This window comes from Rhodobacter sp. TJ_12 (genome assembly GCF_020023995.1).
GTDB lineage: Bacteria > Pseudomonadota > Alphaproteobacteria > Rhodobacterales > Rhodobacteraceae > Rhodobacter.
The window spans coordinates 1-24,752 of sequence record NZ_NRRD01000014.1; the positions used below are offsets into that span (position 1 = coordinate 1).

The following is a 24,752-nucleotide window of genomic DNA, read 5'->3' on the forward strand; positions in this document are numbered from 1 at the left end:
GTCTACGGCTATCTGTCCTTTGCGGGCGGGGTGCGAACGCCCCCGCAACTGGGGGCGCGCGCACCACGGTGCCCAGCCCCGCACTGGCCAAAGTCGCGCGCGCCCCCAGTTGCGGGGGCGTTCGCACCCCGCCCGCAAAGGACAGATAGCCGTAGACCCCGGTCTCTGCGGCGCCAATCTCCAACACCTGATCTGGGTCCAGCAGATGGCTTGCGTTCCAGATCAACGCGCGGCCCGCCAAAGTGGCGCGCATCGGTGCCCCGGTCAGCGCGATGCGGGTGGGGGCGTTGACCCGAAACCGCCCGCCTGCCAGCGGCAGTTCCAGCGCGGCCAAGGGGGTGTCTTGGCCCAAAAGCGCGGCGGCTTCCCACAGCGCCAGCCGATCCGCCGCCCCGCCTTGCGCCAGCCCCAGCGCGGTATAGCCGGGCCGCCCAAGGTCCTGCACGGTGATTTGTGACGCAGCACCAAGCACTTCGAGGGTATTCGTCATTTTGAAAACCCCTGAACCGCGCCGCCCATCGGATCGCCATTGGCTTCCAAAGCGGAAATTTCTTCGGCGCTGGCGGGGGTAAAGCGCAACAGATCGCCGGGGCGCAGCAGGATCGGCGTCGCGGCCTCGGGGGCAAAGGGGCGCAGCGCGCAGCGCCCCAGCGCGCGCCAGCCGGTGGGCGAGCTTTGCGCAAAAAGCACGATCTGGCGGATCGCGGTGGTGATCGTGCCGGGGGCGACCGTTGGGGTCAGCGCGGTCTGGCGTGGGATGTCCCAATGCGCGGGCAGCGTGCCCAGATAGGGCTGGCCGGGCGCGAACCCCAGCGCCAATACCCGCAACTCTGTCGCGCAAAGCTCTGAAATCAAGTCGCTTTCACGGCGCCCGGTCAAATACGCCACCTCGGCCAGTTGCGCGCCCGTCGCGCCGCCGAAACAGGCTGGCACGGTCCAGCGGCGCGGCGCGGGCGCGGGCGGCGCGGGGGCGTTGAGCCGGTCTTGCAATGCTGTGCGCACCGCCGCGCGCGTGGTGGCGCGCCGGTCAAAGCGCAACAGCACCGAGCCAAGCCCGGGCGCAACCTCGATCTGACCGGGCAAGGGCGTGGCGGCAAGCTGGGCCGCCAGTGCCTGCGCGGCGCGGTTCGCCACCTCGCAATAGCGGGTGGCAAACCGCACCAGCAGGCCATGAAGCCCAAGTGGCAGGATTTCGGGGGCGGCGTCGGGCATCAGGTCTCAAGCGGCAGCACATCGACCGATTGGCGGCTTTCCGCGCCGCCGGCTGACCGCAGCGCACCGCGCACGGGCGCGACATCGTCATAATCGCGCCCCACGGCGACGGTGATGTAATCCTCGCCCGCGCCTTGGTCATTGGTCGGGTCATATTCGATCCAGCCCATTTCGCGCCCGACCCAGGCGCGCACCCAGGCATGCATCGCATCTGCGCCTTCCAGCCGGGGCTGACCGGGCGGCGGATAGGTGCGCAAAAAGCCCGAAACATAGCCCGCCGGAATGCCGATGCCGCGCAAAGCGGCAATCATCACATGGGTAAAATCCTGACAGACGCCGCGCCGGTTCACAAAGGCCTCGCGCAGCGGGGTGTCGACTGTCGTCGCCTCCGGATCAAAGGTCATGCGGTGATGCAGTGCATGGCCCAAGGCGGTCACTGCGCTGGCGGCCGTGGCATTGCGCGGGCAGGCGGCACGGGCAAAGGCGGTGATTTCGGGGCAGGGGCTTACGCGTGGCGAGGCGCCCAGAAAATGATGCGGCGCCGCAGGGCTGAGCGTCATTTCCGCCGCGATTTCCGCTTGCAGATCGTGCAGCGGGGGCGACAGGTCCAGCGGTTCGGGGGCGGGCAGCCGGTCGACCCTTGCGCTCAGTTCAAACTGCGCCTCGGCCACCGGGATATGCCAGGCAAGCGAGGTCATCCAATTGCCAAAGAAATCGGGCGTGTCGCGGCGTTCTTGCGGTTGCGGCGAGACGCTGAGCCGCCGCGTCCAGACCCGCTGGCGGCCCGGCAATTCGGCGGGCAAAAGCCGCACCAAGTTGCGCAGATGGTCCGAGGGGGCGGCGTAATTGTAATCGATGCTCAGGCGGATATCGTAACGCATGGGGCTCACCGCAGATAGCTTTGTGAGACGAGATTGGAGATATCGGCGAATTCGCCGCGCATCTCGATCAGGCGCTCGGTGGTCAGATCGTCGGGGTTGGCCACCGACAGCAGGCTTTCCACCGGCACGATGGCCCGCGACAGCGAGGCCAGCCGCCCTTTTTCGCGCGCATTGGGCAGATCGGCGGCCAATGTCCGCAGTTTGGCAACCTGAAACAGCAAAGAGCGGGGGTTGTCGCCATCCAGCGCCAGCAGATCCACCACCGTATCGCGCGACCGCTCCATGCGGTAGCGGCGCTGGTGAATGATCACGCTGTCGCCCACCTCGATGGCGATATCAAGCGCGCCGGTGGGGGCTCCGGGATCGGCAAAGGCCGCCAACACGCCAGACAGCGCATCGGCCCGTTCCAGCGCGCGCCCAAAGCTCAGGAACGTCCAGCCCGAAAAGCGATACATATTTTCATGCACAAGCCCAGAAAAGCCGGTGATCTTGCGCAACAGCACCGACATGGCGCGGGCGGCATCATCGCCCGGGCGCGCGGTCTGGTGCATTTGCCGCGCGGTTTTTGACAGATCGGCCAGCGCCAGCCAGCCATCGGTGGAAAACCTATCGCGCACCTTAGAGGCACAAGACCGCGCCGCCTCCAGCCGGTCGATCAGCGCCTCGGGCACTGGGCTTTTCAGATCGATCCCATAGCCTTCAAGGAATTTGCGCAGCATCCGCAGCCGCGCGTCTTCGACATTGTCGGTGGCGGCCAGCCGCAAATGATAGGCGCGAATGAGCCGGATCGCATCTTCGGTGCGTTCCACATAGCGGCCCAGCCAGTAAAGATTATCCGCCGCGCGGGCGGGCAAGATCCCCGGCGCTGCCCGGCGCACCCCGCGCGAGGGGCGGGGCAGCAGGGATTCTTGGCGCACCGGGCGCTCGCCCACGACCCAGACATCGGCCACCGCGCCACCGCGCTGCATGGCAAGCGCTGTCGTGTCACCCGAACGGCCAATGCGGGCATAGCCGCCCTTCATGAAGGTCCAGCGGCCATTGGCATCGCGCGCGGCAAAGACCCGCACCGTCATCGGGCGCGGCTCGATCCGGTTTTGGCCCGCGCCGCTATCGACCCAAGCGGGTGTGGTGGACAGCGTCACCGCCTCTTGGCCGACCAGCATATTGCCCTCAGCCTCCAGCCATTCGGCAATCGAGGCGCGGGCCGAACCGCGAAACGCGCCGCCCAAAGCTGTGGTGGCGCCCAGATCAAAGGGCAGATCGCAAGCATAGGCCGAGCCGATCATCATGTTTTCGGCATTGTCGCGCACATAGGCGCGTTCGGCTGCGCCGCCGCACCACCATGTGGCGATATTGGGCAGTTTGAGCGGCCCGCCGGTCAGCACCTCGCAAATGCGCGGCAAAAAGGCGAGCATGGCGCGCATTTCCAAAACGCCCGAGCCGAGCGCATTGACCATGGCCAGATTGCCCGCGCGCACGGCCTCGACCATGCCCGGCGTGCCGATGCGCGAGGTGGCATCAAGCTCCACCGGATCGGCAAAGGCGGCATCGATGCGCCGCCACAAAACGCCCAGCGGGCGCGGCCCTTCGATGGTGCGGACCATGGCTTGCGCCTCTTGCACCAAAAGGTCTTCGCCCTCCAACAGCGGCAAGCCCAGATAGCGCGCGATATAGGTATGTTCGTAATAGGTGTCGTTCGAGGGGCCGGGCGTCAGGATCGCCGCGGCCCGTTCGCGCCCGCCGCTGCCTTGGGCAACTTGCTCCATCGCGGCGCGAAAGGCGCCGAAATAGCCCGCCAGCCGGTGGATATAGGCGCGCGGGAACCGTTCGGGGAAAATCCGCCCCGTCGCCATGCGGTTTTCCAGCGCGAAGCCCGCGCCCGAAGGTGCGTTGGTCCGGTCGCCCAGCACGAACCAGCCGCCATCGGGCGAGCGACCGATTTCAAAGGCCAGCACATGCAGGTAATGGCCCCCGCGCGGGCGCACGCCCACCATCGGGCGCAGCCATTGTCTGGAGCCTGCAATTAATTCGGCGGGCAGATGGCCGTCGCTGACCAGTTTCCCCTCGCCGTAAAGATCGGCCACCACCGCTTCCAGCAGATCGGCGCGTTGGGTCAGCCCGGCGCAGATCGTATCCCATTCGCGTTCATGCAAAATGACCGGGATATGCGACAGCGGCCACGCCCGTTCGCTGAGCGGTTCGTTCGAATAATGGCGAAAGAACACGCCTGCATCGCGCAGATATTGATCGGCGCGTTCAAACCGGGCGGTGACTTCCTCGGGCGAAAGCCGCGCGAACCGCTCCACAAAGCGGCGCCAAACCGGGCGCATTTGACCCGCAGCATCGAAAAGCTCATCCGCGACCCCCGGGCGCAGGCGATAGTCAGAAAACAGATCGGGGGTGGGGGTTGGGGTCATGGCTCACATCTTTTGGCCTCACTCAAGCCCGATGGGGCGGCGCAGGTCAAGCGTCAAGGGAAATTCCGGATGCGGAACCTCGGGCGCGGGGGTATAGCTGCCTGCGGTGTGGCCCATCGGTTCGAACCGCGCAAGCCGCCGCGCTTCGGCCTCATAGGCATTGACCGGGAAGGTGTCATAACTGCGCCCGCCCGGATGGGCGACGTGATAGGTGCAGCCCGCCAATGCCCGGCCCGTCCATGTATCATAGATGTCAAAGACCAAGGGCGTATTGACCGGCAATACCGGATGCAACGCCGCGGGCGGTTGCCACGCTTTGAACCGCACCCCCGCGACCGAGGTGCCCGCGGTTTGCGTGCGCGCCAGCGGCACCGGGCGGCGGTTGCACATCACGCTATAGCGGTCTTGGTGCAGCGAGGTGAGCTTCACCTGCAACCGCTCGACCGAGCTATCGGTGTAGCGCACCGTGCCGCCAATCGCGCCCGTCTCGCCCAGCACATGCCATGGTTCAAGCGCTTGGCGCAGTTCCAGATGCACGCCTTCGGCCTCCACCTGACCGCAGAAGGGGAAGCGGAATTCGGATTGCGCCTCAAACCAGATCGGGTCGAAGTCAAACCCGTGCTGGCGCAGATCCGCAAGCAAACTCAGCAGGTCTTCCCATAGGAAATGCGGCAACATGAACCGGTCATGCAGCACTGTGCCCCAACGTACGGGCCGGCCCTTCACAGGCGCATTCCAGCATCGCGCGATGAGGGCGCGCAGCAGCAGTTGCTGGGCAAGGCTCATGCGCGGATGCGGCGGCATCTCAAACCCGCGAAACTCCACCAGCCCCAGCCGCCCGGTGGGGCCATCGGGGGAGTAAAGCTTGTCGATGCAAATCTCGGCGCGGTGGGTGTTGCCAGTCACATCAATCAGCATGTTGCGCAAAAGCCGGTCGATCAGCCACGGCGGCGGCACCGCGCCGCCATTGACCGGATCGCCAATTTGGGCGAGCGCGATTTCCAGCTCATAAAGCGTGTCATGCCGCGCCTCGTCGATGCGCGGGGCTTGCGAGGTGGGGCCGATGAACAGGCCGGAAAACAGATAGCTTAGGCACGGATGGCGCTGCCAGATCAGGATCAGCGATTTCAACAGATCGGGGCGGCGCAAGAACGGGCTGTCATTCGGCGTAGCGCCCCCCACCACCACATGGTTGCCGCCCCCCGTTCCGGTATGGCGGCCATCGATCATGAATTTATCGGCGCCAAGGCGCGCATTGCGCGCCTCTTCATAAATTGCCTCGGTGGTGGCGACGCAATCTTCCCAGCTATGCGCGGGGTGGATGTTCACCTCGATCACGCCGGGGTCGGGGGCGACGCGGATCACATTCAGGCGCGGGTCATCCGGCGGGGCATAGCCCTCGATATGGATTGGCAGGTTCAATTCCTCTGCCGTGACCTCGGCACAGGCGATCAGATCCAGATAATCGTCCAGCGTGTCGCATGGCGGCATGAACAGGCACAGCTTGCCGTCGCGCGGCTCTAGCGACAGTGCGGTGCGCACCGCACCGGTTGACGGGTCGGTGCCCGCGTCCCGATGCGTGTCTTGCGGCTGAATCGCTTGGCGTTCTGCCGCATCCGCCGCGCCCGGCACCGTGCCTTGATGATGGCCGGGGGTGACGGGGGGCAGCATCGCCTCGCGCTCGGCTTCCTCTTGGGCAAAGCGGTCGATGTCCGCCTGCACGGCGCGGCGGCGGCTTTCCACCTGCGCGTGGAAATCGGGCAGGGGGCCAAGCTCCACCGTGGGATCGGCGGGGAAGGAATAGGGATAGGCGGCGGGTGGCACATGGGGCAGCGCCCCCAAGGGCAGCCGAAAGCCCACCGGGCTATCGCCGGGAATGAGGAAAATATGCCCCCGGCGGGGTTTCCATAGTTCAGATCGCCAGCGCGCGGGCTTGTCGGCGGCTTGCCACATCGGCTGAATGGGCAGCACATAGCCCGAGGGTTCGGTCAGTCCGCGGTTGAAGACCTTGGCGTAACGTGCCCGATCTTCGGGGTTTTTCAGCTTTGAGTTCTGCGGCGACACATTGGGCGGCAGGTTTGCCTCTTTCAAGATCCACTCGCCGGGGTCTTCATAGGCGGGTTGGGCAAAGGCCGGGTCCAGCCCCAATTTTTCGGCCAATGTCGCCATGAATTGGCCCGCTTCCTTGGCCCCCAAGGGTTTCGGCGCGGCCTCGCGCGCGACCAAATCGGGGTTGCGCCAAACCGGCTGGCCATCACGGCGCCAGTATAGCGAAAAGGTCCAACGCGGCAGGCTCTCGCCCGGATACCACTTGCCTTGGCCGTAATGCAAAAAGCCGCCCGGCGCGAAACGGTGGCGCAAGCGGCGGATCAGATCATCGGCAAGGCCCCGTTTTTGCGGGCCAACGGCTTCGGTGTTCCATTCCTCGGTCTCGAAATCATCGACAGAAACAAAGGTCGGCTCGCCCCCCATCGTCAGCCGCACGTCACCCGCTTGCAGCACCTCATCGACATGACGGCCCAGCGCGTTGAGCCGGTCCCAAGATTCATCGGAAAACGGCTTGGTGATGCGCGGATGCTCGGCCACGCGTTTGACCTGCATGTCAAAGTCAAAGCTGACCTCGGGCGCACCCGCTGCGGTAAAGCCGCCCGCAATCGGCGCGGCATTGCGGTAATGCGGCGTGGCGGCCAGTGGAATATGGCTTTCGCCCGCCAAAAGTCCCGAGGTCGGGTCCAGCCCCACCCAGCCCGCGCCGGGCAGAAATACCTCGACCCAAGCGTGCAGATCGGTGAAATCGACCTCGGTCCCCGAGGGGCCATCCAACGCCTTCACATCCGGGGCAAGCTGGATCAGATAGCCCGAGACAAAGCGCGCCGCAAAGCCCAAATGGCGCAGCACCTGCACCAAAAGCCAAGAGGAATCGCGGCACGAGCCAGAGGCTTTTTCCAGCGTTTCATCGGGCGTTTGCACGCCCGGCTCCATCCGGATGGTATAGTTGACCTCGTTCGCAATCCGGGCATTCAGCGCGACCAGAAAATCCACCGTGCGGGTCTGGGTAAAATCCACCGTGCCAATGAATTGCGCGAGCCGCGGGCCCTCGGGTTCGGGCGTGCGATAGATGCTGAGGTCGTCGCGCAGCTCTTCAGGGTAGTCAAAGGGCCAAAGCTCGGCGCTTTCCTCCAAGAAGAAATCAAACGGGTTATAGACCGTCATATCGGCCACCAGATCGACCTCGATCTTAAGCTCGGTAACGGGTTCGGGAAACACGAACCGCGCCAACCAGTTGCCATAGGGGTCTTGCTGGTGGTTCACGAAATGCCCGCCGGGGCTGACCTTCAGGCTGTGCGAAATCACCCGCGTGCGCGAATGCGGCGCCGGGCGCAGCCGGATGATCTGCGGGCCAAGGCTCACAGGCCGGTCATAGGTGTAATGGGTCAGGTGGTGAATGGATGCGTGGATCGCCATGAAAGTCCCTCGTCGTTGCCTTGACTGTAGGCGCGACGGGCGACGGCGCTATGTCAAAGCGTCTCTTTTCATCCCAAAGCTGTGGATTTCCGGGCAAATGCCCAGAATTTGATCGTATGCCCCGCCATCTTCGCCTTTGGCTCGCGCGAAAAGCGATGCTGCAATTGCGTCATCATGCTATGGTAGACCCATCGCAACAGGGGAGGCACTGCGATGACGAAAGCCAATGGAAAGATCGGAAAGCCCGAACCGTCGGTGTTAGATGCATGGTCGATGGTCTTCGCGCCGCAAGCGCGGATGGCCGAGGCGATGCTGGGCCAGAATATCGAAATGCTCGATTTCTTGAAAGCCCGGTTCGAGCGGGACAAGGCGATGCTGGGCGAATTGGCCCGCGCGAAAGACCCGATGGAAGCCGCCAAACTTTGGCAGGATTTCTGGAGCCGGATGTTCACCGATTATTCGGTGGAAACGACGAAGCTGGCCGCCCATGCGGGCGAGATTGCCGAAACAGCCCTGCGTAGCGCCACCGAGGAAAGCGCCGCGCTGATGACCATGGCCACCAAATCCCCCGCGAATTAGGCGGCCCCAAAACGACCAAGGGCGGGCGGTGCGCCGCCCCCCGCAATACCGGGCGCGCCCGCCCGCAGCACGAGGATTGCATGACCCCCCCTGTGAAGACCCGCCCCGAGGCGGAACCGGCGCTGGATGAGGCCGGGTTCCGCCGTTTCGACCGCATGATTCACGCTCTGATGGGCAAGGCCGAGGGGGGACTTTCACCAGTCTCTTTATGGCTTGCTTGGGCCGATTGGGCCTCGCATATGGCGATGAGCCCGGGCAAACAGGCCGAAATTGGCTTTAACGCCATGGCACGCGCGCAAAAACTGGCTGCCGAGGTGCAATGCCAGCTCAAAGGCGGGCGGCTGGATGGCGCGGCTTGCGTTGAGCCGATCAAAGCGGATCGCCGGTTTTCCAGCCCAGATTGGCTGAGCTTTCCCTATTCGCTGTATGCCCAAGGCTTTTTGGCCACGCAGGCGTGGTGGCAAGAAGCGGCCACTGGGCTTTCAGGCGTTGAGAAAAAGCACGAACAGCTTGTGGAATTCTATGGGCGGCAAATGCTCGATATGGTCTCGCCCTCGAACTTTCTGGCCACCAACCCCGCGCTGATCGCCCGCACCCAAGAAGAGGGCGGGCAGAACCTTGTGCGTGGCTGGCAGCATATGGCCGAAGACATGCGCCATGCGCTGTTCCATGACGAAGATCCCGCCGTATTTGTCCCCGGAGAAACGGTCGCCCTGACCGAGGGCCGGGTGGTGTTTCGCAACCGGTTGATCGAGTTGATCCAATACACGCCTGTCACCGAGAAGGTGCATCCGGTGCCGCTGATGATCGTGCCGGCATGGATCATGAAATATTACATTTTGGATCTGACGCCGCCCGAAAGCCTGATCGGCTGGCTGGTGGAGCAGGGCTTCACCGTCTTCTGCGTCAGTTGGAAAAACCCCGATGAAGACGACCGCGATCTGGGGTTTGACGATTACCGCGACTTGGGCGTGATGGCGGCGCTTGACGCGATTGGCAAAATCACCGGCGCGCCCAAGGTGCATGGGCTTGGCTATTGCTTGGGCGGCACGCTGTTGTCGGTCGCCGCTGCCGCGATGGCGCGCGATGGCGATGATCGGCTCGCCTCGCTGACCATGCTGGCCGCGCAGGTCGATTTTACCGAAGCGGGGGAATTGAGCCTGTTTACCAATGAAGACCAGCTTGCGCTTCTGGAAGACATGATGTGGCAAGACGGGTTCTTGGACAAATCCGCAATGGCGGGCACCTTTTCGATGCTGAAGTCGAAAGATCTTGTTTGGTCGAGAATGGTGCATGATTACATGCTGGGCGAGCGCGATGCGGGGTCCGCCCTTGGCGCTTGGTCGCAAGATGCCACCCGCATGCCCTATAAGATGCATTCGGAATATCTGCGCCATCTGTTCTTGAACAATGATCTGGCCGATGGCCGGATGGAGGCGGGCGGCGCGCATGTGATGTTGCGCGACGTGCGCTGCCCGGTCTTTGCCGTGGCCACCGAAAACGACCATATCGCGCCGTGGCATTCGGTGTTCAAACTGACATGGCTGATGGGCGGCGAGGTGAGTTTTGCGCTCGTTTCTGGCGGGCATAACACGGGCATTGTTGCCCCGCCGGGCAACCCGCGCGCCAAATATCGGCTGCTGACCCATGTGCATGGCCAGCCGCATCCGGGGCCCGAAGAGTGGGCGGGCGCGGTGGAAAAGGTCGCGGGCTCTTGGTGGGCGGCGTGGGGCGCATGGCTGCGCGCCAAAGGCGATGGCGCGGACATTCCCCCGCCCGCGCTGGGGCGCAACCTTGGTGCGGCGCCCGGGCGCTATGTGCTGGGGCGCTAAGGCGCATTTCCCATCATTAAAAAGGGCGGCCCCGCGGGACCGCCCTTTTCTTTGGCCTTGGGGCCAAGCTTATTTCATCAGCGCCGCGACGCCGGGCAGTTCCTTGCCTTCCATCCATTCCAAGAAGGCGCCGCCCGCAGTCGAGATATAGCTGAAATCTTCCGCCGCGCCCGCCTTGTTCAGCGCGGCCACGGTATCGCCGCCGCCCGCAACAGAGGTCAGCTTGCCATCTTTCGTCAGCTCTGCCGCCTTTTGCGCCGCCGCATTCGTCGCCGCATCGAAAGGCGCGATTTCAAACGCGCCCAGCGGGCCGTTCCAGATCAGCGTTTTCGAGGCTTCGAACACGCCCGCGATCTCCTCGACCGATTTCGGCCCGGCATCCAAGATCATCGCATCTTCGGGGCAGGCGTCATTGGCGACGGTTTCATTCTCGGCATTGGCCTTGAATTCGCGCGCCACCACCACATCAACGGGCAGATGGATCGCGCAGCCAGCGGCTTTGGCCTTTTCCAAGATCTCGCGCGCGGTTTCCGCCATATCGCGTTCGGCCAAGGATTTGCCGACATCAACGCCTTGGGCCACCAAGAAGGTATTGGCCATGCCGCCACCGATCACCAGATGGTCGACCTTGGTCACAAGGTTGCCCAGCAGGTCGAGCTTGGTCGAAACCTTGGCCCCGCCCACCACGGCACAAACCGGGCGGACCGGTTTGCCCAATGCGGCTTCCAGCGCCTTGAGTTCGGCTTCCATCAAACGGCCCGCCGCTGCGGGCAGGATATGCGCCACGCCTTCGGTCGAGCTATGCGCGCGGTGCGCCGCCGAGAAGGCATCATTGACGTAAACCTCGCCCAGTGCGGCCATCGCCGCGCTCAGTTCCGGGTCGTTCTTTTCTTCGCCCGCATGGAACCGGGTGTTTTCCAGCAACAGCACCTGACCGGCTTCCAGCGCGGCAACGGCGGTTTTCGCCGGGCCGCCAATGCAATCTTCGGCGAATTTCACCTCGACACCCAACGCTTGCGCCAGTTCGGGCACCAGCGGGCGCAGGCTCATCTCTGGCACCACCTGGCCTTTGGGGCGGCCAAAATGCGCCAGCAGCACCGGTTTGCCGCCTTTGGCAAGGATGTCTTTCACCGTGGGCACGATCTTGAGGATCCGCGTCGCATCGGTCACCACGCCGTTTTCCACGGGCACGTTGATGTCGACGCGTACCAGCGCCACCTTGCCCGCCAGATCCACCTCATCGAGCGTTTTCCAAGCCATTCTCATTTCTCCTGATGTCTGCGCGTGGCGGGGGCCGTCCACCCGCGGCTGGCGCAAACTTGCCCGGATGCGGCCCCCCCGTCAACGCCCCGCGTTCACGCTTTTGCCCCGCAGGATCGTGAAAGTCCCCCCGCGCTTTGCCCTTTTCACCCGCCGACACAGCGCTTAAGTTGCGCCCAGACCAATCAGGAGAGTTCCATGGCCGATATCAAAGACCCCGAGAACACCATCATCATCACCCTTAAAGATGGCCCCGTGGTGATTGAGCTGCTGTCCGATGTGGCCCCGGGCCATTGCGAGCGGATGAAGCAACTTGCCCGCGACGGTGCCTATGACAATGTGGCCTTCCACCGGGTGATCGATGGTTTCATGGCCCAGACGGGGGATGTGGAACACGCCAATATGGAAAAAGACTACAACCCGCGCCGCGCGGGCACGGGTGGGTCGCAATACCCCGACCTGAAAGCCGAATTTTCCAAGCTGCCGCATGATCGCGGCACCCTTGGCGCGGCGCGGTCGATGAACCCGAACTCGGCTAACAGCCAGTTCTTCATCAATTTTTCCGACAACCACTTCCTCAATGGCCAATATACCGTCTATGGCCGCGTGATCGAGGGGATGGAGCATGTCGACAAGATCGCCCGTGGCGAGCCGCCGGCAAACCCCGACCGGATGATCTCGGTGAAGGTGGCCGCCGATGCGTAAGCTTCTGGCCGCGACCGTGCTGGCCTTTGCGGCCAGCACCGCTTTTGCGCAAGATGGCACCACCGTGCCCGATGGGCCGGGGCCGAACCTTGTGTTGGAGATCGGGGGCGAGACCGAGGGGCGCGTGGTCATTGACCTGCTGCCCGATGTCGCGCCCCAGCATGTCGAGCGGATCACCCAATTGGCCAATGAGCACGCCTATGATGACGTGGTGTTTCACCGCGTGATCGGCGGCTTCATGGCGCAAACGGGCGATGTGCAATTTGGCAAGCGCGGTGGCGATATTCAAATGGCCGGGATGGGCGGGTCGAAATACGGCGATCTTCCGGCTGAATTCTCGAACCGCTCCTTCACCCGTGGCATGGTCGGCATGGCGCGGTCGTCGGACCCGGATTCTGCCAACAGCCAGTTCTTCATCATGTTTGAGGCGGCCCCGCATCTGGATGGCCAATATACCATCGTCGGCCATGTGGTCGAAGGGATGGAGGTCGTCGACGCGATCAAGAAGGGCGCGCCGCAACTCAATGGGCTGGTGGAAGACCCCGATTACATCGTGACAGCGACGGTCGAATAAATCCAACCGCGCAGGGGGCTATCTGCCCCCTCTGCGGCGGGGCCGCATTCACCCCCGAGGATATTTGCCCAAAGTCGAAGCCGCCAAACAAAAAGGGCGCCCGTTTGGAGCGCCCTTTCCCTTTTAGCGTCACTTAGAGCGCCTAGCCCCTTAGCCCAGTTGCACCAGCGCATGGCGTTTTTTGCCCGCGCTCAGTTTCACCGACTCGGCCAGATCGGCTGCGGTGAACATCCGGCCCGCATCGGTGCAGGCCGCGTCATTCACCTTCAGCCCACCCTCGGCAATCAGCCGCTTGCCGTCTTTGCCGGTTTTGGCCAAGCCCGAGCGCACCACAAGCTGCGCCAAGCTGATACCGTCGCCCAACTCGCTTGCGGGCAGGCTGAGCGTCGGCAGATCCTCGCCCACGCCGCCTTTTTCAAACACTTCGCGCGCGGTGGCCTCGGCGGCGGCGGCGGCCTCGGCCCCGTGCAAGAGCGTCGTCACCTCATTGGCAAGGATGATCTTCGCGCCGTTGATCTCGGACCCTTCCAGCTTGCCCAAACGGTCGCATTCCTCCACCGGCAGATCGGTGTAGAGCTTAAGGAAACGCCCGACATCGGCATCGGTCGTGTTGCGCCAGAATTGCCAGAATTCGTAAGGCGACAGCATCTCGCCATTCAGCCAAACCGCGCCACCTTGCGATTTGCCCATCTTGCGGCCATCCGAAGTGGTCAAAAGCGGCGTCGTCAGGCCGAAAATCTCTCGGTCGCAGACGCGGCGCGTGAGATCGATCCCGTTGACGATATTGCCCCATTGATCCGAGCCACCCATCTGCAACAGGCACTCATAGCGCCGGTTAAGCTCAAGGAAATCATAGGCTTGCAAGATCATATAGTTGAATTCGAGGAAGCTGAGCGATTGCTCGCGGTCAAGGCGCGACTTCACCGATTCAAAGCTGAGCATCCGGTTGACCGAGAAATGCCGCCCGATATCGCGCAGGAACTCAAGGTAGTTCAGATCATCAAGCCATTCGGCATTGTTGCGCATCATCGCGCCATTGCCCGCATCGCCGTAGTCCAAATACCGCGCGAAAACGCGCTGCATACCGGCGATGTTTTCATCGATCCGCTCGGGCGTCAGCAGCGGCCGTTCTTCCGAGCGGAAGCTCGGATCGCCCACTTTCGTGGTGCCGCCCCCCATCAGCGTGATCGGGCGGTGGCCGGTCTTTTGGAACCAGCGCAAGAGCATGATGTTGAGCAAATGGCCCACATGCAAACTGGCGGCCGTGGCGTCATAGCCGATATAGGCCGTCACCATGCCTTTGCTGAGGGCCGCGTCGAGATCTTGCAGATCGGTGCAATCGGCGAGGAAGCCGCGCTCGATAATAACGCGCAGGAATTCCGATTTCGGGTGATAGGTCATCGTGCTTGTTCCTTTGGCTTGCGCATGCGTATATCGGGGCAAGCTCCAAAGGGGAAGTCATGTTGAAGGCGCAACCGGTCTGGGCGCTTGGCGCGATGTCGGGAACCTCGCTTGACGGGGTCGATGCGGCCTGTCTGCACACCGACGGGGTGGAGATTTTGGCCTTTGGCCCCACGCTTTACCGGGCGTATCGCGCAGAGGAACGCGCGGCGATTCATGCGGTTTTGGGCGCTTGGCCCGGCGCGCAAGGGGTGGCGCAGGCAGCAGAGGTGGTGGAAACTGCCCATGCCGAGGTGCTCAGCGCGCTTTTGACGCGCTGCCCCGAGGCGGAATTGGTGGGCTTTCACGGTCAAACGCTGGCGCATGATCCGTTGGGGGCGACGGGGGCGCCGCGCACGCATCAGGTGGGCGATGGCGATCTGTTGGCCGAGGTGTTGGATCGCCCGGTCGTTTGGGATTTTCGCAGCTCGGATGTGGAACTGGGCGGGCAGGGCGCGCCTTTGGCGCCGTTTTTTCATTTTGCCTGTGCCAAATGGGCCAGTCTGACCGAACCGGTGGTGTTTTTGAACCTTGGCGGCGTCGGGAATGTGACCTTTGTCGACCCGCGCGAACCGGGGCCAGAGGTGGCGGGCGCCTGTTTGGCCTTTGACACCGGCCCGGCGAATGCCCCGATCAATGATCTGATGCAGGCACGGCTTGGGCAGGGCTATGATGCGGGCGGGGCTTTGGCGCAAGCGGGCCGGGTGGATGAGGCCTTTGTTACGCGCTTTTTAAACCACGGTTATTTCTTAAAAATGCCGCCCAAGTCTCTGGATAGGAACGATTTTGCGCAGGCACTTGAAGGTGTCGAAGCGCTGTCTGATGCCGATGCGGTGGCCACGCTCACCGCCTGCGCCGCCGCTGCCGTGGCGCGTGGGTTCGAGCATTTCCCCAGCGCGCCCGCCGCAGTTTATGTGGCGGGGGGCGGGCGGCTCAATCTCGCGCTGATGACCGAATTGGCGCGCCGTTTGCCCTGTCCGGTGGCCCCGGTCGAAGATCTGGGGCTGAATGGCGATATGCTGGAGGCGCAGGCCTTTGCCTATCTGGCGGTGCGGGTGGCGCGGGGCCTGCCGACCTCTGGCCCCTTTACCACCGGGGTGGCGGCGCTTGTGGGCGGGGGGCGCGTCTCCAAACCGCAGGGGCTTTAAGACGGAAACGGCGCAGCCTTTCGTTCCATAAGAGAATGACAGGAGGATGCCATGACGACTTCTGCTTCCAAGCCTTGCCCGCCGTTTTCGAACCGCGCGAGTGCCGTCTTTCTGGCGGGCTTCACCTTTCTGGGGCTGTCCGTCTCTGGGCTGGCGATTGCCTTTGCCCCCGCCGGGCGGTTGGCCGTGCGACTGGATTGGACCCTTTGGGGGCTGAGCCGCGCGCAATGGGAAAGCCTGCATCTAACGCTGGGCGTGTTCTTTTTGATCGCCGCTGGCTGGCATATCTGGCTGCATTGGGCGGTGATCCGCAACCTGATCTGGTCGGCGCGCGAACAGGCGCTGTGTCACCGGCGCGAATTGGGTTTGGCGCTGGTGTTGGTGGGCGCGATGAGCGCTTTGGCGATTGCCGATCTGCCGCCTGCCAACTGGCTGACCGACACATCCGATTATTTCAAGCGCAGCTTTTGGGGCGACTTGCGGCCCCTTGACCAAGGTCATTGGCGCCCGTAAACGGCCCAAGCCGAAAAACGTAAGACCGGTCAGGTTATCCCGGTCACCGCCGCAAGGGCGGGAGTTAGTCGATCTCGAACCCACGGCGCTGCATTCGAGGGAGACCGATGGAAAAACCGAACCCAAAACGTGAAAAGCTGACGATCATTGTCGCGCAGGTGTTCATTTCCTGCCTGATGGCGCTGTTGATGACCTTTTTCTTTGCCGTGCTGCCCGAGGCGCTGCGCACCGATTTCGCGCCCGGTTGGGGCTGGATTTGGCTGCGCGATTGGCTCACGGCTTGGCCGGTGGCCTTTGTCCTGTCGCTTGGCGTGGGGCCGCTGGCGTTCAAACTGGCGTTTTGGCTTTTGCACCCGCGCCGGATCACCGAATAAGCCCCGCTAATCGGCTTAGGCGGGGATATCAAACCCCGGCGCGGCCAGTTCGAACCCGTCAAACTGGAAGGCGGGGGAGACGGTGCAACTGACCAGCGTCCATTCTCCCAAGCTGCGCGCCGCTTGCCAGTGATGCGCCGGCACGATGGCTTGCACAGTGTCGCTCGCCAGCACATCGGGGCCAAGGCGCAGCACTTGCGCGGGGCCAGCGGCGGTTTCGGCGATCCGCAACTCCAGCGGCGCGCCTGCGTGATAATGCCAAATCTCTGCGGCATCGACGCGGTGCCAATGGCTGCTTTCCCCGGCCTTGAGCAAAAACAAGATCGCCGTGCCCGCCGCGCGGCTGCCCGCGGGCGCCTCGGCGATCCATGTCTGGCGATACCAGCCGCCCTCGGGATGCGGGGTCAGGTTCAGCTTTTCGATGATCTGATCGGCTTCGGTCATAGGCACCCCCTTTGCGCCACAGTAACGGTCCCTGCGCAAAAGAAAACCCCGCCAAGGCGCAGGCCCGGCGGGGTTTGGAAGTGGCTTTTCGGGACCCTTATTTCAGGATGCCACGGCCCATGTATTCGGCGGTTTCGCCCAGCATCTCTTCAATACGGATCAGCTGGTTGTATTTCGCCAGCCGGTCCGAGCGCGCAAGCGAGCCGGTTTTGATTTGGCCGCAGTTCGTCGCCACCGCAAGATCGGCAATCGTCGCATCTTCGGTTTCGCCCGAGCGGTGGCTCATGACGTTGGTGTAGCGCGCGCGATGCGCCATATCGACGGCTTTGAGCGTTTCCGACAGCGAGCCGATCTGGTTTACTTTCACCAGCATCGAGTTGGCCACGCCTTCTTTGATGCCACGGGCCAGACGCTCGGGGTTGGTCACAAAGAGGTCGTCGCCCACCAGTTGCACTTTGTCGCCCAAAGTGTCGGTCAGCAGTTTCCAGCCGTCCCAATCGTCTTCCGAGCAGCCATCTTCGATCGAGATGATCGGGTAATCGGCGCAAAGCTTCGCCAGATAGTCGACGTTTTCCGCCGAGGTCAGGCTCAGGCCTTCGCCCTTCATCTCATACTTGCCGTCTTTGAAATATTCGGTCGCGGCACAGTCCATCGCCAGATAGATGTCTTCGCCCGGCTTGTAGCCCGCTTTTTCGATGGATTTCAAAATGAAGTCCAGCGCATCGCGGGTCGAGGCGAGCATCGGCGCAAAGCCGCCCTCATCGCCCAGACCGGTCGACAGGCCCGCGCCCGACAGCTCTTTTTTCAGCGTGTGAAAGACTTCAGACCCCATGCGCACCGCGTCGCGGATATTGCCCGCCGAAACCGGCATGATCATGAATTCTTGGATGTCGATCGGGTTGTCGGCATGTTCGCCGCCGTTGATGATGTTCATCATCGGCACCGGCAAGATGCGCGCCGAGGTGCCGCCGACATAGCGATACAGCGGTTGCGCGGTGAAATCGGCCGCGGCTTTCGCGCAGGCCAGCGACACGCCCAAAATGGCGTTCGCGCCAAGGCGGCCTTTGTTCGGCGTGCCGTCAAGTTCGATCATCAGCTTGTCGATGGCTTCTTGATCGGTGACGTCTTCGCCCACAAGGTTTTCGGCCAATTCGCCGTTCACTGCCATCACGGCTTCCAAAACGCCTTTGCCCATGTAGCGCGCTTTGTCGCCGTCGCGGCGCTCCACCGCTTCATGCGCGCCGGTCGAGGCGCCCGAGGGAACCGCCGCGCGGCCCATCGTGCCGTCTTCGAGGGTCACGTCAACCTCGACAGTGGGGTTGCCGCGGCTGTCGAGGATTTCACGCGCGTGGATGTCGATGATCGTGCTCATGGGAGTGCTCCGATTGAAAAATCGCCCCCTCTATAGCCTTCTGCCGCCGCTGCGAAAAGGGTGTTGTTAGCGATAACTTGGGTGTTAGCGTCGAAGCCTGCGCGAAATTCAGGCTTTGGCCGGTGCGGCATTGGCGCGGGCCCGGATGCGCTGGCGCGCCAGCGTGTAAAGGCCAGAGCCCACGATGATCGCCCCGCCGACCAGTGTCCACAGATCGGGTTTTTCGGCAAAGACCGCCCAGCCGATGATCAGCGCGAAAATCAGTCGAGTGTAGCGAAACGGGGTGATCACCGCGACCTCGCCAATGCGCATCGCGGCAATCAGCGCGTAATAGCCCGCCGTGCCAAAAATCAGCGCGCCGGCGATTTGGGCGTAATCGAGCGCGGTGGGCGGCACGAAGGGGCCTTGCAGCACCATGAGCCCCGCGCCGGCGGGAATGACGGTCGCAAACCCATAGGTGGCCAGTTGCATCGAGGTAATCGTGCGCGGCACCCGGCGGGTGACCACATCACGCGCGGCCAAGCCCACAACCGCAACCACCGCGAACAGCGACAGGATCGAGAACCCCTCGGTGCCGGGGCGGATCACCACCAGCACACCGGCAAAGCCCACCATGATGGCCGACCAGCGCCGCCAGCCGACTTTCTCGCCAAGGAAAAGCGCAGCCCCCAGCGTCACGGCCAAGGGCGTGGCTTGCAAAATCGCCGAGGCTTGGGCGAGCGGCGTGAAGGCAATGGCGCAGACAAAGGCCAGCGTGCCCACAAGCTCGCCAAAGTTGCGGCCAATCACGGCGGGGGCCAGCAGATCGCGCGAAAACAGCCGGTCACCGTTTTTCAGCGCAAAGGCGGCAAAGATCGCCGTGCCGCCAAGGCCCAATAGCATCAGCACCTCGCCCACCGGCATGTGCTGGCTCATGCTTTTGACAAAAAGGTCCTCCATGGCGAAACCGGCCATCGCCGCGACCATCAAAAGACTGCCTTGGAAGTTTTCGACACCATTGCTCATGGCGCGGCTTTGCCAAAGCGCGCGGGCGGCGTAAAGCGCGCGATTGTATCCGCCACAAGATCGTGGATCAGGTCCCGCAGAAGGTGCGGGTCACGCGCTCGTCATGGCTTGGTGCGGCTTCCAGATCGGCAAAGCTGTCGTCGGGGGTAAACGGCGCGGCCAGCGCGGCATTCAACCTGTGGAAAGGGGCAAAATCACCGTCGACGGCTGCGGCGATCATGTCCTCCACCCGGTGGTTGCGGGGGATGCGCACTGGGTTGGCAGCGGCCATCACCGCTGCCGGATCGGCCTCGCGTTCCAGCCGCGCGCGCCAGCCCGGTTCCCATGTGTCAAAGGCTTGGGGCTCGGTGAATTCATCCCGCGCGGTGCCGGTGCTTAGGCCCCGGAAAGTGCGGGTGAAATCCGCTGCGTCGGTCGCCATGCGATTAAGCAGGCTTTCGATCAAGGGCAGGTCGTCTTCGGTGGCCTGGGCCAGCCCGATCTTGCGGCCCATGCGGCTGAGCCATGCGGCCTGATAGGTCGGGGCAAACCCATCCAGAACTGCCTGCGCGGCCTCCACCGCGGCCTCACCTTCGCCCATCAACGGCAACAGGCACGAGCCTAGCTGCGCAAGGTTCCACAGCGCGATTTGCGGCTGGTTCGCGTAGGCATAGCGGCCCCGCGCATCGATCGAGGAAAACACCTTTTTCGGGTGATATTCATCCATGAAGGCGCAGGGGCCATAGTCGATTGTCTCGCCCGACAGCGCGCAATTGTCGGTGTTCATTACGCCGTGAATGAAGCCAACAGACATCCAGCCAGCCACCAGCTTGGCCTGTGCCGCGGTCACGGCGGCCAGCAGGTCGCGCGCGGTTTCGCCATCGGGATAATGGCGCGCAAGCGTGTAGCGGCACAGGGTGGCCAGCGCATCCATGTCGCCGCGCGCGGCGAAATATTCAAAGGTGCCCACGCGGATATGGCTGGCGGCCAGGCGCGCGATTACCGCGCCGGGCTTTTGCGCCCCGTCACGATAGACCGGCTGGCCCGTGGTGACGCAAGCCAGCGCGCGGGTGGTGGGCAGGCCCAGCGCGGCCATCGCCTCGCTTAGCACATATTCTCGCAAGACCGGGCCCAGCCACGCCCGGCCATCGCCGCCGCGCGAAAAGGGCGTGCGGCCCGCGCCCTTAAGCGTCAGGTCAAACCGCGCGCCATCGGGGGCGACCAGCTCGCCCAGCAAAATCGCGCGGCCATCGCCCAATTGCGGCACAAAGCCGCCAAACTGATGCCCCGCATAGGCTTGGGCAATCGGGCGCGCGCCTTCGGGCACCAGATTGCCCGCAAAGATCGCCGTCCCTTCGGCACTTTCCAGCGCGTCGCAATCCAGCCCCAGCCGCTTGGCTAGGGCGTGGTTCACCGCAATCGGGCGGGGATCTTCCACCGGGCTGGGCGGCAGCGCGGCAAAGAACTTTTCGGGCAGGCGGGCGTAGGTATTTTCAAAAGGCAGGTGCATCGCCCATAGCTGATGCCGCCGCACCCGCTTTCAAGGTCAAAGCCGCGCCAAGCGTTCGGTCAGCAGGGTATAAAACCCCTTGGCATCGATATCGCCCATGAACATCGCATTGGGTTTGCGCGGGCTCACACGCCACCAATCGGCCACCGTCATGCCCATCGTCAGTTCCGACTGGGTTTCAATCGCCACATTGATATGGCGGCCAGTGAACAGATCAGGCTCAAGAAGATAAGCGATCACACAGGGGTCATGCAGCGGCGCCCCGTCCGAACCATATTTCGCCATGTCGAACCGCTCAAAGAAATCTGTCCAGCTGGCCACGGCATGACCGACCGGCGTGCCAAGGTTGCGAAACGCTTCGATCCGGGCGCGGGTGGTCAGCGCCTTATGCGTGACATCGAGCGGCATCACCACCAGAGAAATGCCGGATTTGAACACGATATCCGCCGCTTGCGGGTCAACGTAAATGTTGAATTCGGCCGCCGGGGTGACATTGCCCCCCTCAAAGAAGCCGCCGCCCATCAGCACAATTTCCGCCACCCGATCCACAATATCAGGGGCTTTTTGGAAGGCGGTGGCGATATTGGTCAGCGGGCCGAGCGGGCACAGGGTCACCGTGCCGGGCGGTTCGCTGCGCAGGGTCTCGATCAGGAAATCCACCGCATGTTGCTCTTGCAGTTTCATCTTGGGCAGCGGCAGCGCGATGCCGTCTAGCCCGGTCTTTCCATGCACATATTCGGCAGTGACCAGTGCGCGTTCCATCGGCTTGTCGCAACCGGCAAAGACCTTCATCTCGCTGCGCCCAGCCAATTCGCAGACCACCCGTGCATTGCGCGCCGTCAAATCCAGCGGCACATTGCCCGCCACACAGGTGATCCCCAAAATGTCGAGTTCAGGGCTGGCCAAAGCCAATAACAGCGCCACGGCATCATCTTGGCCGGGGTCGGTGTCGATAATGATCTTTCGCGTCATGGAGACTCCTTTTGCGCGAAAATGTAGGGCTGCACCGCAGAAGTCCAGATGCCTTGATGGCGCCAAAAACGCGCCACATTCGACGGTTAACCAAATTTCACGGCGCCGCGCGCGCCCGGTGCGAGTGTTGCAGGTTCACAGATCCGACAAAAGCAATGGCCCAAGGCCGCAACAGGCAGACCCATGACCGTTTCGATGCACCATCTTTTCATCGCCCCCCCGGTTTTCGACACTTTGGCCACAGCGGTGGCGCGGTCTTTGGCGCAGGGGCAGGGCGATCTGGTCGGCGCCGGTTTGGGGCGGGCGGCACTGGGCCCGGTCGAGGGCGCGGGGGTGATCATCGATCAGGCGATATTCGGGCGCGCGGGGGCAGGGCTGAAGGGGTTCTTCCCGCTGGCCGGGGCGCGCGCAAAGGCGTTTGCCGGGTTGCTCCGCGCGCCGGTGGGCCGCATCGTGGTGCCGGTGATGCCGCTCGATCAGGCTTGGCCCATGATGTGGCGCCAGCAGGCCGGGCGCAAGGTGATGCCCGATTTTGATCGTATCGGCCCGAAACTGTGCCGCTTCAAGCGGGGCTGGGCCCATGTGGTGGCCGAATTGATCGAGGCTTTCGCCCCGCAAGAGATGATCGTATTGCCCGCGCCGGTGTCCAGCGCGCAGGTTTTGGGCGCGCTGGTGCCCGAGGTCGGATTGCAATCTTTCGCACCCGCGCGCGGCGTGTTTCCCGATCGCGCGCTGGCAATGCTTCAAGGGCTTTACCGTCAAGGGGGTCAGGTTTCGCCGCAAGAAGCTGCGCGGCTTGCCGCGCAACATGCCAATGCGCCGCAAACCGCACCGCTGGCCGCCTTTTCCGAGCTGGAGCGCGCCGATCTGCGCCGCCGTTTCGCCGCCGAAATGGAGCAGATGGCCGCGATGCCCGGCGTGCGGATCGGGCTGGATGGGCTCGATTTTGCAAGCGCGGCCCAGTGACGGGCCAATAGGAACAGGTAAACCCTAACCGGCGGGGTTAGCCCGCCATTGCGGTTTCAAGCGCCTCAAGCGCCGCCATCCACAGTTCTTCTGCCCGTCCCATTGCCTCGCGCGCCTCGGCGTGTTTGAGCAGCCACTTGTCACGCTCGGCCGCGCGCGCGGCGTCATAAAGCTCGGGATCGGCCAGCTTTTCATCCAGCTTCGCCAGCATCTCGCTGAGCTTTTCGACCCGTTCTTCGCATTTGCGCGCCTCGGATCGCAGCGCCAAGATTTTCTCGCGCGAGGGTTGGGCAGGTTTGTCCCTGGCCGGTTTTTCTGCCGCTTTGGCCGGTTTGTCGTCGGGGTCACCGGCCAGCAATTCCGCCCGGTAGGCGTCCAGATCGGCGCCATAGGGGGCGACCGCGCCGCCCTTCACCAGCCACAGCCGATCCGCGACAAGGCCCAACAGGTGCATATCGTGGCTGACCAAGATCACCGCGCCGGAATAGGCGGTGAGTGCCTCCACCAGCGCTTCGCGGCTTTCGATATCAAGGTGGTTCGTCGGTTCGTCGAGAATGAGCAGATGCGGCGCATCAAGCGTGGCCAGAAGCAGCGAGAGCCGCGCCTTTTGCCCACCCGAAAGCTTGCCCACTTCGGTTTCCGCTTGATCGGCCAAAAGCCCAAAGCCGGCCAGCCGCGCGCGCAATTTGGAGGGGTGCTCCTTGGGGCGCAGCCGTTGCAGATGCAACAAAGGCGTGGCGCCAAGGTCCAATTCATCCACCTGATGCTGCGCGAAATAGCCGATCCGCAGCTTCGAGGACCGCGCGATCCTACCCTCGCAGGCCTCCAGCTTGCCCGCCAGCAGTTTGGAAAGTGTCGATTTCCCCTCGCCGTTGCGGCCCAAAAGCGCGATCCGGTCATCTTGGTCGATGCGCAGATTGAGACGGCGCAGGATCGGCTTGCCACCATAGCCCACCGCCGCGCTATCAAGCGTGATGATGGGGGGCGACAATTGCTCGGGCGTGGGGAAGGTAAAGACCTGTTTCGCCGCTTCTTCAGGGGCGGTGATCGGCTCCATCTTCTCTAGCATCTTCACGCGGGCCTGCGCCTGCGCGGCCTTGGTCGCCTTGGCCTTGAAGCGATCGACGAAGCTTTGCAGATGCGCGCGCCGCGCTTCTTGCTTTTTCGCCGCCGCCGCCTGATTGGCGCGCGCCGCCGCGCGTTGGCGGGCGAATTGGTCGTAAGGCCCGTTCCACAATGTCAGTTTGCGGTTTTCCAAATGCAGGATCGAGCCCACCGCGCGGTTCAAAAGCCCGCGGTCGTGGGAGATGATAATCACCGTATGCGGGTAGCGCGTAAGGTATTGTTCCAGCCAAAGCGCGCCTTCAAGGTCGAGGTAGTTCGTCGGCTCGTCGAGGAGCAGCAGATCGGGCTGGGCAAAGAGCACGCCCGCCAAAGCCACCCGCATCCGCCAGCCGCCCGAAAAATCCGAACAGGGGCGTTGCTGCGCTTCGGTATCAAAACCAAGGCCGCGCAAAATGGCACTGGCGCGGGCTTCGGCCGACCATGCATCAATATCGGCAAGCCGCGTTTGCACCTCGGCAATGCGGCCGGGGTCGGTTGCGGTCTCTGCCTCGGCCAAAAGGCTGGCGCGTTCGGTATCGGCCTGCAGCACCGTATCAAGCAGGCTGGTGGCGGAGGAGGGCACCTCTTGCGCCACGCCGCCAATACGGGCGCGGACGGGCAGGGTGATCTCGCCCGATTCCAGCGCGATCTCGCCCCGGATCAGCCGAAAGAGTGTGGTTTTCCCGGCGCCATTGGCACCAACAAGGCCGACCTTGTGGCCGGTCGGAATTCGGGCCGAGGCGCCTTCAAACAGTGGGCGGCCTTCGATGGCATAGGTGATGGCGTCAAGTGTCAGCATGCAAGGGCTGTGCCCGAGCGCGGGCGCGGCGTCAATGGGGCAGGGGGCGGCGCAGGGGGGGCAAAGGCGCCCCCGTCGCCGCCCCCGCCAAATGGCCCATCTTTGAGACAGCCATGCGCGGCTTTCGTGCAAATGTCGCATCCTTTGGTCAAAACGGCACGCATGCGGGGCTTTTCAACTTCGTTGCCCCATGCTAGCAGG

General features: G+C 63.5%; 20 protein-coding genes and 1 pseudogene. 8 read left to right on the plus strand and 13 right to left on the minus strand.

From position 1 onward, the window contains the following. The 5 genes and pseudogenes from CKO11_RS10945 to CKO11_RS10965 all read right to left on the minus strand — a co-directional run. Positions 1-490 (minus strand): annotated as a pseudogene (locus tag CKO11_RS10945) (urea amidolyase); the annotation flags it as partial. Then, positions 487-1,212 carry a 5-oxoprolinase subunit B family protein gene (locus CKO11_RS10950; protein ID WP_223638263.1) on the minus strand — a complete coding sequence of 242 codons (726 nt, stop codon included), beginning with the start codon at positions 1,210-1,212 and terminating at the stop codon, positions 487-489. The gene CKO11_RS10950 and the pseudogene CKO11_RS10945, both read right to left, overlap by 4 nt. Then, positions 1,212-2,093, minus strand: a complete 882-nt coding sequence (locus tag CKO11_RS10955; protein ID WP_223638266.1) for a transglutaminase domain-containing protein — start codon at positions 2,091-2,093, stop codon at positions 1,212-1,214. Before CKO11_RS10955 ends, CKO11_RS10950 begins: the two co-directional genes overlap by 1 nt. A gap of 5 nt (positions 2,094-2,098) precedes the next feature. Then, the gene (locus tag CKO11_RS10960) at positions 2,099-4,510 is read right to left on the minus strand and encodes a circularly permuted type 2 ATP-grasp protein (RefSeq protein ID WP_223638269.1); all 2,412 of its coding nucleotides are present in this window, start codon (positions 4,508-4,510) and stop codon (positions 2,099-2,101) included. An 18-nt stretch (positions 4,511-4,528) separates the two neighbouring features. After that, positions 4,529-7,975, minus strand: coding sequence for a DUF2126 domain-containing protein (locus tag CKO11_RS10965; RefSeq protein ID WP_223638272.1), 3,447 nt, complete (start codon positions 7,973-7,975; stop codon positions 4,529-4,531). 213 nt (positions 7,976-8,188) lie between these two features. Between CKO11_RS10965 and CKO11_RS10970 the strand changes: the two genes are divergently transcribed. Together CKO11_RS10970 and CKO11_RS10975 are read left to right on the plus strand one after the other, a co-directional pair. Continuing rightward, positions 8,189-8,554: a phasin family protein gene (locus tag CKO11_RS10970; protein WP_223638275.1), complete on the plus strand. Its 366-nt coding sequence runs from the start codon at positions 8,189-8,191 to the stop codon at positions 8,552-8,554. Between the two features lie 80 nt (positions 8,555-8,634). After that, positions 8,635-10,386, plus strand: a complete 1,752-nt coding sequence (locus tag CKO11_RS10975) for a PHA/PHB synthase family protein (RefSeq protein ID WP_223638278.1) — start codon at positions 8,635-8,637, stop codon at positions 10,384-10,386. A gap of 69 nt (positions 10,387-10,455) precedes the next feature. On the opposite strand, the gene CKO11_RS10980 is transcribed toward CKO11_RS10975, so the two are convergent. Then, positions 10,456-11,646 carry a phosphoglycerate kinase gene (locus CKO11_RS10980; protein ID WP_223638281.1) on the minus strand — a complete coding sequence of 397 codons (1,191 nt, stop codon included), beginning with the start codon at positions 11,644-11,646 and terminating at the stop codon, positions 10,456-10,458. Between the two features lie 198 nt (positions 11,647-11,844). On the opposite strand from CKO11_RS10980, the gene CKO11_RS10985 reads away from it, so the two are divergent. Together CKO11_RS10985 and CKO11_RS10990 are read left to right on the plus strand one after the other, a co-directional pair. Further along, positions 11,845-12,351: a peptidylprolyl isomerase gene (locus tag CKO11_RS10985; protein ID WP_223638283.1), complete on the plus strand. Its 507-nt coding sequence runs from the start codon at positions 11,845-11,847 to the stop codon at positions 12,349-12,351. Then, complete coding sequence (locus CKO11_RS10990; protein WP_223638286.1) at positions 12,344-12,925, plus strand: peptidylprolyl isomerase; 582 nt, start codon at positions 12,344-12,346, stop codon at positions 12,923-12,925. The genes CKO11_RS10985 and CKO11_RS10990 overlap by 8 nt, the downstream gene beginning before the upstream one ends. Positions 12,926-13,075: 150 nt before the next feature. Here the strand turns inward: CKO11_RS10990 and tyrS are convergent, their stop codons facing one another. After that, positions 13,076-14,326: a tyrosine--tRNA ligase gene (tyrS, locus tag CKO11_RS10995; RefSeq protein ID WP_223638289.1), complete on the minus strand. Its 1,251-nt coding sequence runs from the start codon at positions 14,324-14,326 to the stop codon at positions 13,076-13,078. Positions 14,327-14,385: 59 nt separating this feature from the next. Here tyrS and CKO11_RS11000 point away from each other — a divergent pair, with 59 nt between their 5' ends. The 3 genes from CKO11_RS11000 to CKO11_RS11010 all read left to right on the plus strand — a co-directional run bounded on the left by CKO11_RS11000 (position 14,386) and on the right by CKO11_RS11010 (position 16,400). Then, entirely contained in the window at positions 14,386-15,513 is a 1,128-nt protein-coding gene (locus tag CKO11_RS11000; RefSeq protein ID WP_223638293.1) for an anhydro-N-acetylmuramic acid kinase, read from the plus strand. 51 nt (positions 15,514-15,564) lie between these two features. Further along, positions 15,565-16,026: a DUF4405 domain-containing protein gene (locus CKO11_RS11005; protein WP_223638296.1), complete on the plus strand. Its 462-nt coding sequence runs from the start codon at positions 15,565-15,567 to the stop codon at positions 16,024-16,026. A 107-nt stretch (positions 16,027-16,133) separates the two neighbouring features. Further along, positions 16,134-16,400, plus strand: coding sequence for a DUF2798 domain-containing protein (locus CKO11_RS11010; protein ID WP_223638299.1), 267 nt, complete (start codon positions 16,134-16,136; stop codon positions 16,398-16,400). Positions 16,401-16,415: 15 nt separating this feature from the next. Here CKO11_RS11010 and CKO11_RS11015 read toward each other — a convergent pair whose 3' ends face one another. The 5 genes from CKO11_RS11015 to CKO11_RS11035 all read right to left on the minus strand — a co-directional run bounded on the left by CKO11_RS11015 (position 16,416) and on the right by CKO11_RS11035 (position 21,682). Then, entirely contained in the window at positions 16,416-16,844 is a 429-nt protein-coding gene (locus CKO11_RS11015) for a cupin domain-containing protein (RefSeq protein WP_223638302.1), read from the minus strand. A 97-nt stretch (positions 16,845-16,941) separates the two neighbouring features. Continuing rightward, positions 16,942-18,216 carry a phosphopyruvate hydratase gene (eno, locus tag CKO11_RS11020; RefSeq protein ID WP_223638305.1) on the minus strand — a complete coding sequence of 425 codons (1,275 nt, stop codon included), beginning with the start codon at positions 18,214-18,216 and terminating at the stop codon, positions 16,942-16,944. 108 nt (positions 18,217-18,324) lie between these two features. Continuing rightward, a complete protein-coding gene (locus CKO11_RS11025) occupies positions 18,325-19,221 on the minus strand; it encodes a DMT family transporter (protein WP_223638308.1) in 897 nt (298 codons plus the stop codon). Positions 19,222-19,288: 67 nt separating this feature from the next. Next, positions 19,289-20,710: a protein adenylyltransferase SelO gene (locus CKO11_RS11030; RefSeq protein WP_223638310.1), complete on the minus strand. Its 1,422-nt coding sequence runs from the start codon at positions 20,708-20,710 to the stop codon at positions 19,289-19,291. 36 nt (positions 20,711-20,746) lie between these two features. Next, positions 20,747-21,682 carry a nucleoside hydrolase gene (locus tag CKO11_RS11035; protein ID WP_223638313.1) on the minus strand — a complete coding sequence of 312 codons (936 nt, stop codon included), beginning with the start codon at positions 21,680-21,682 and terminating at the stop codon, positions 20,747-20,749. Positions 21,683-21,865: 183 nt separating this feature from the next. On the opposite strand from CKO11_RS11035, the gene CKO11_RS11040 reads away from it, so the two are divergent. Beyond that, entirely contained in the window at positions 21,866-22,648 is a 783-nt protein-coding gene (locus CKO11_RS11040; protein ID WP_223638316.1) for a hypothetical protein, read from the plus strand. Between the two features lie 37 nt (positions 22,649-22,685). Here the strand turns inward: CKO11_RS11040 and CKO11_RS11045 are convergent, their stop codons facing one another. Next, positions 22,686-24,551: an ABC-F family ATP-binding cassette domain-containing protein gene (locus CKO11_RS11045; RefSeq protein WP_223638319.1), complete on the minus strand. Its 1,866-nt coding sequence runs from the start codon at positions 24,549-24,551 to the stop codon at positions 22,686-22,688. Positions 24,552-24,752 lie beyond the last annotated feature (201 nt).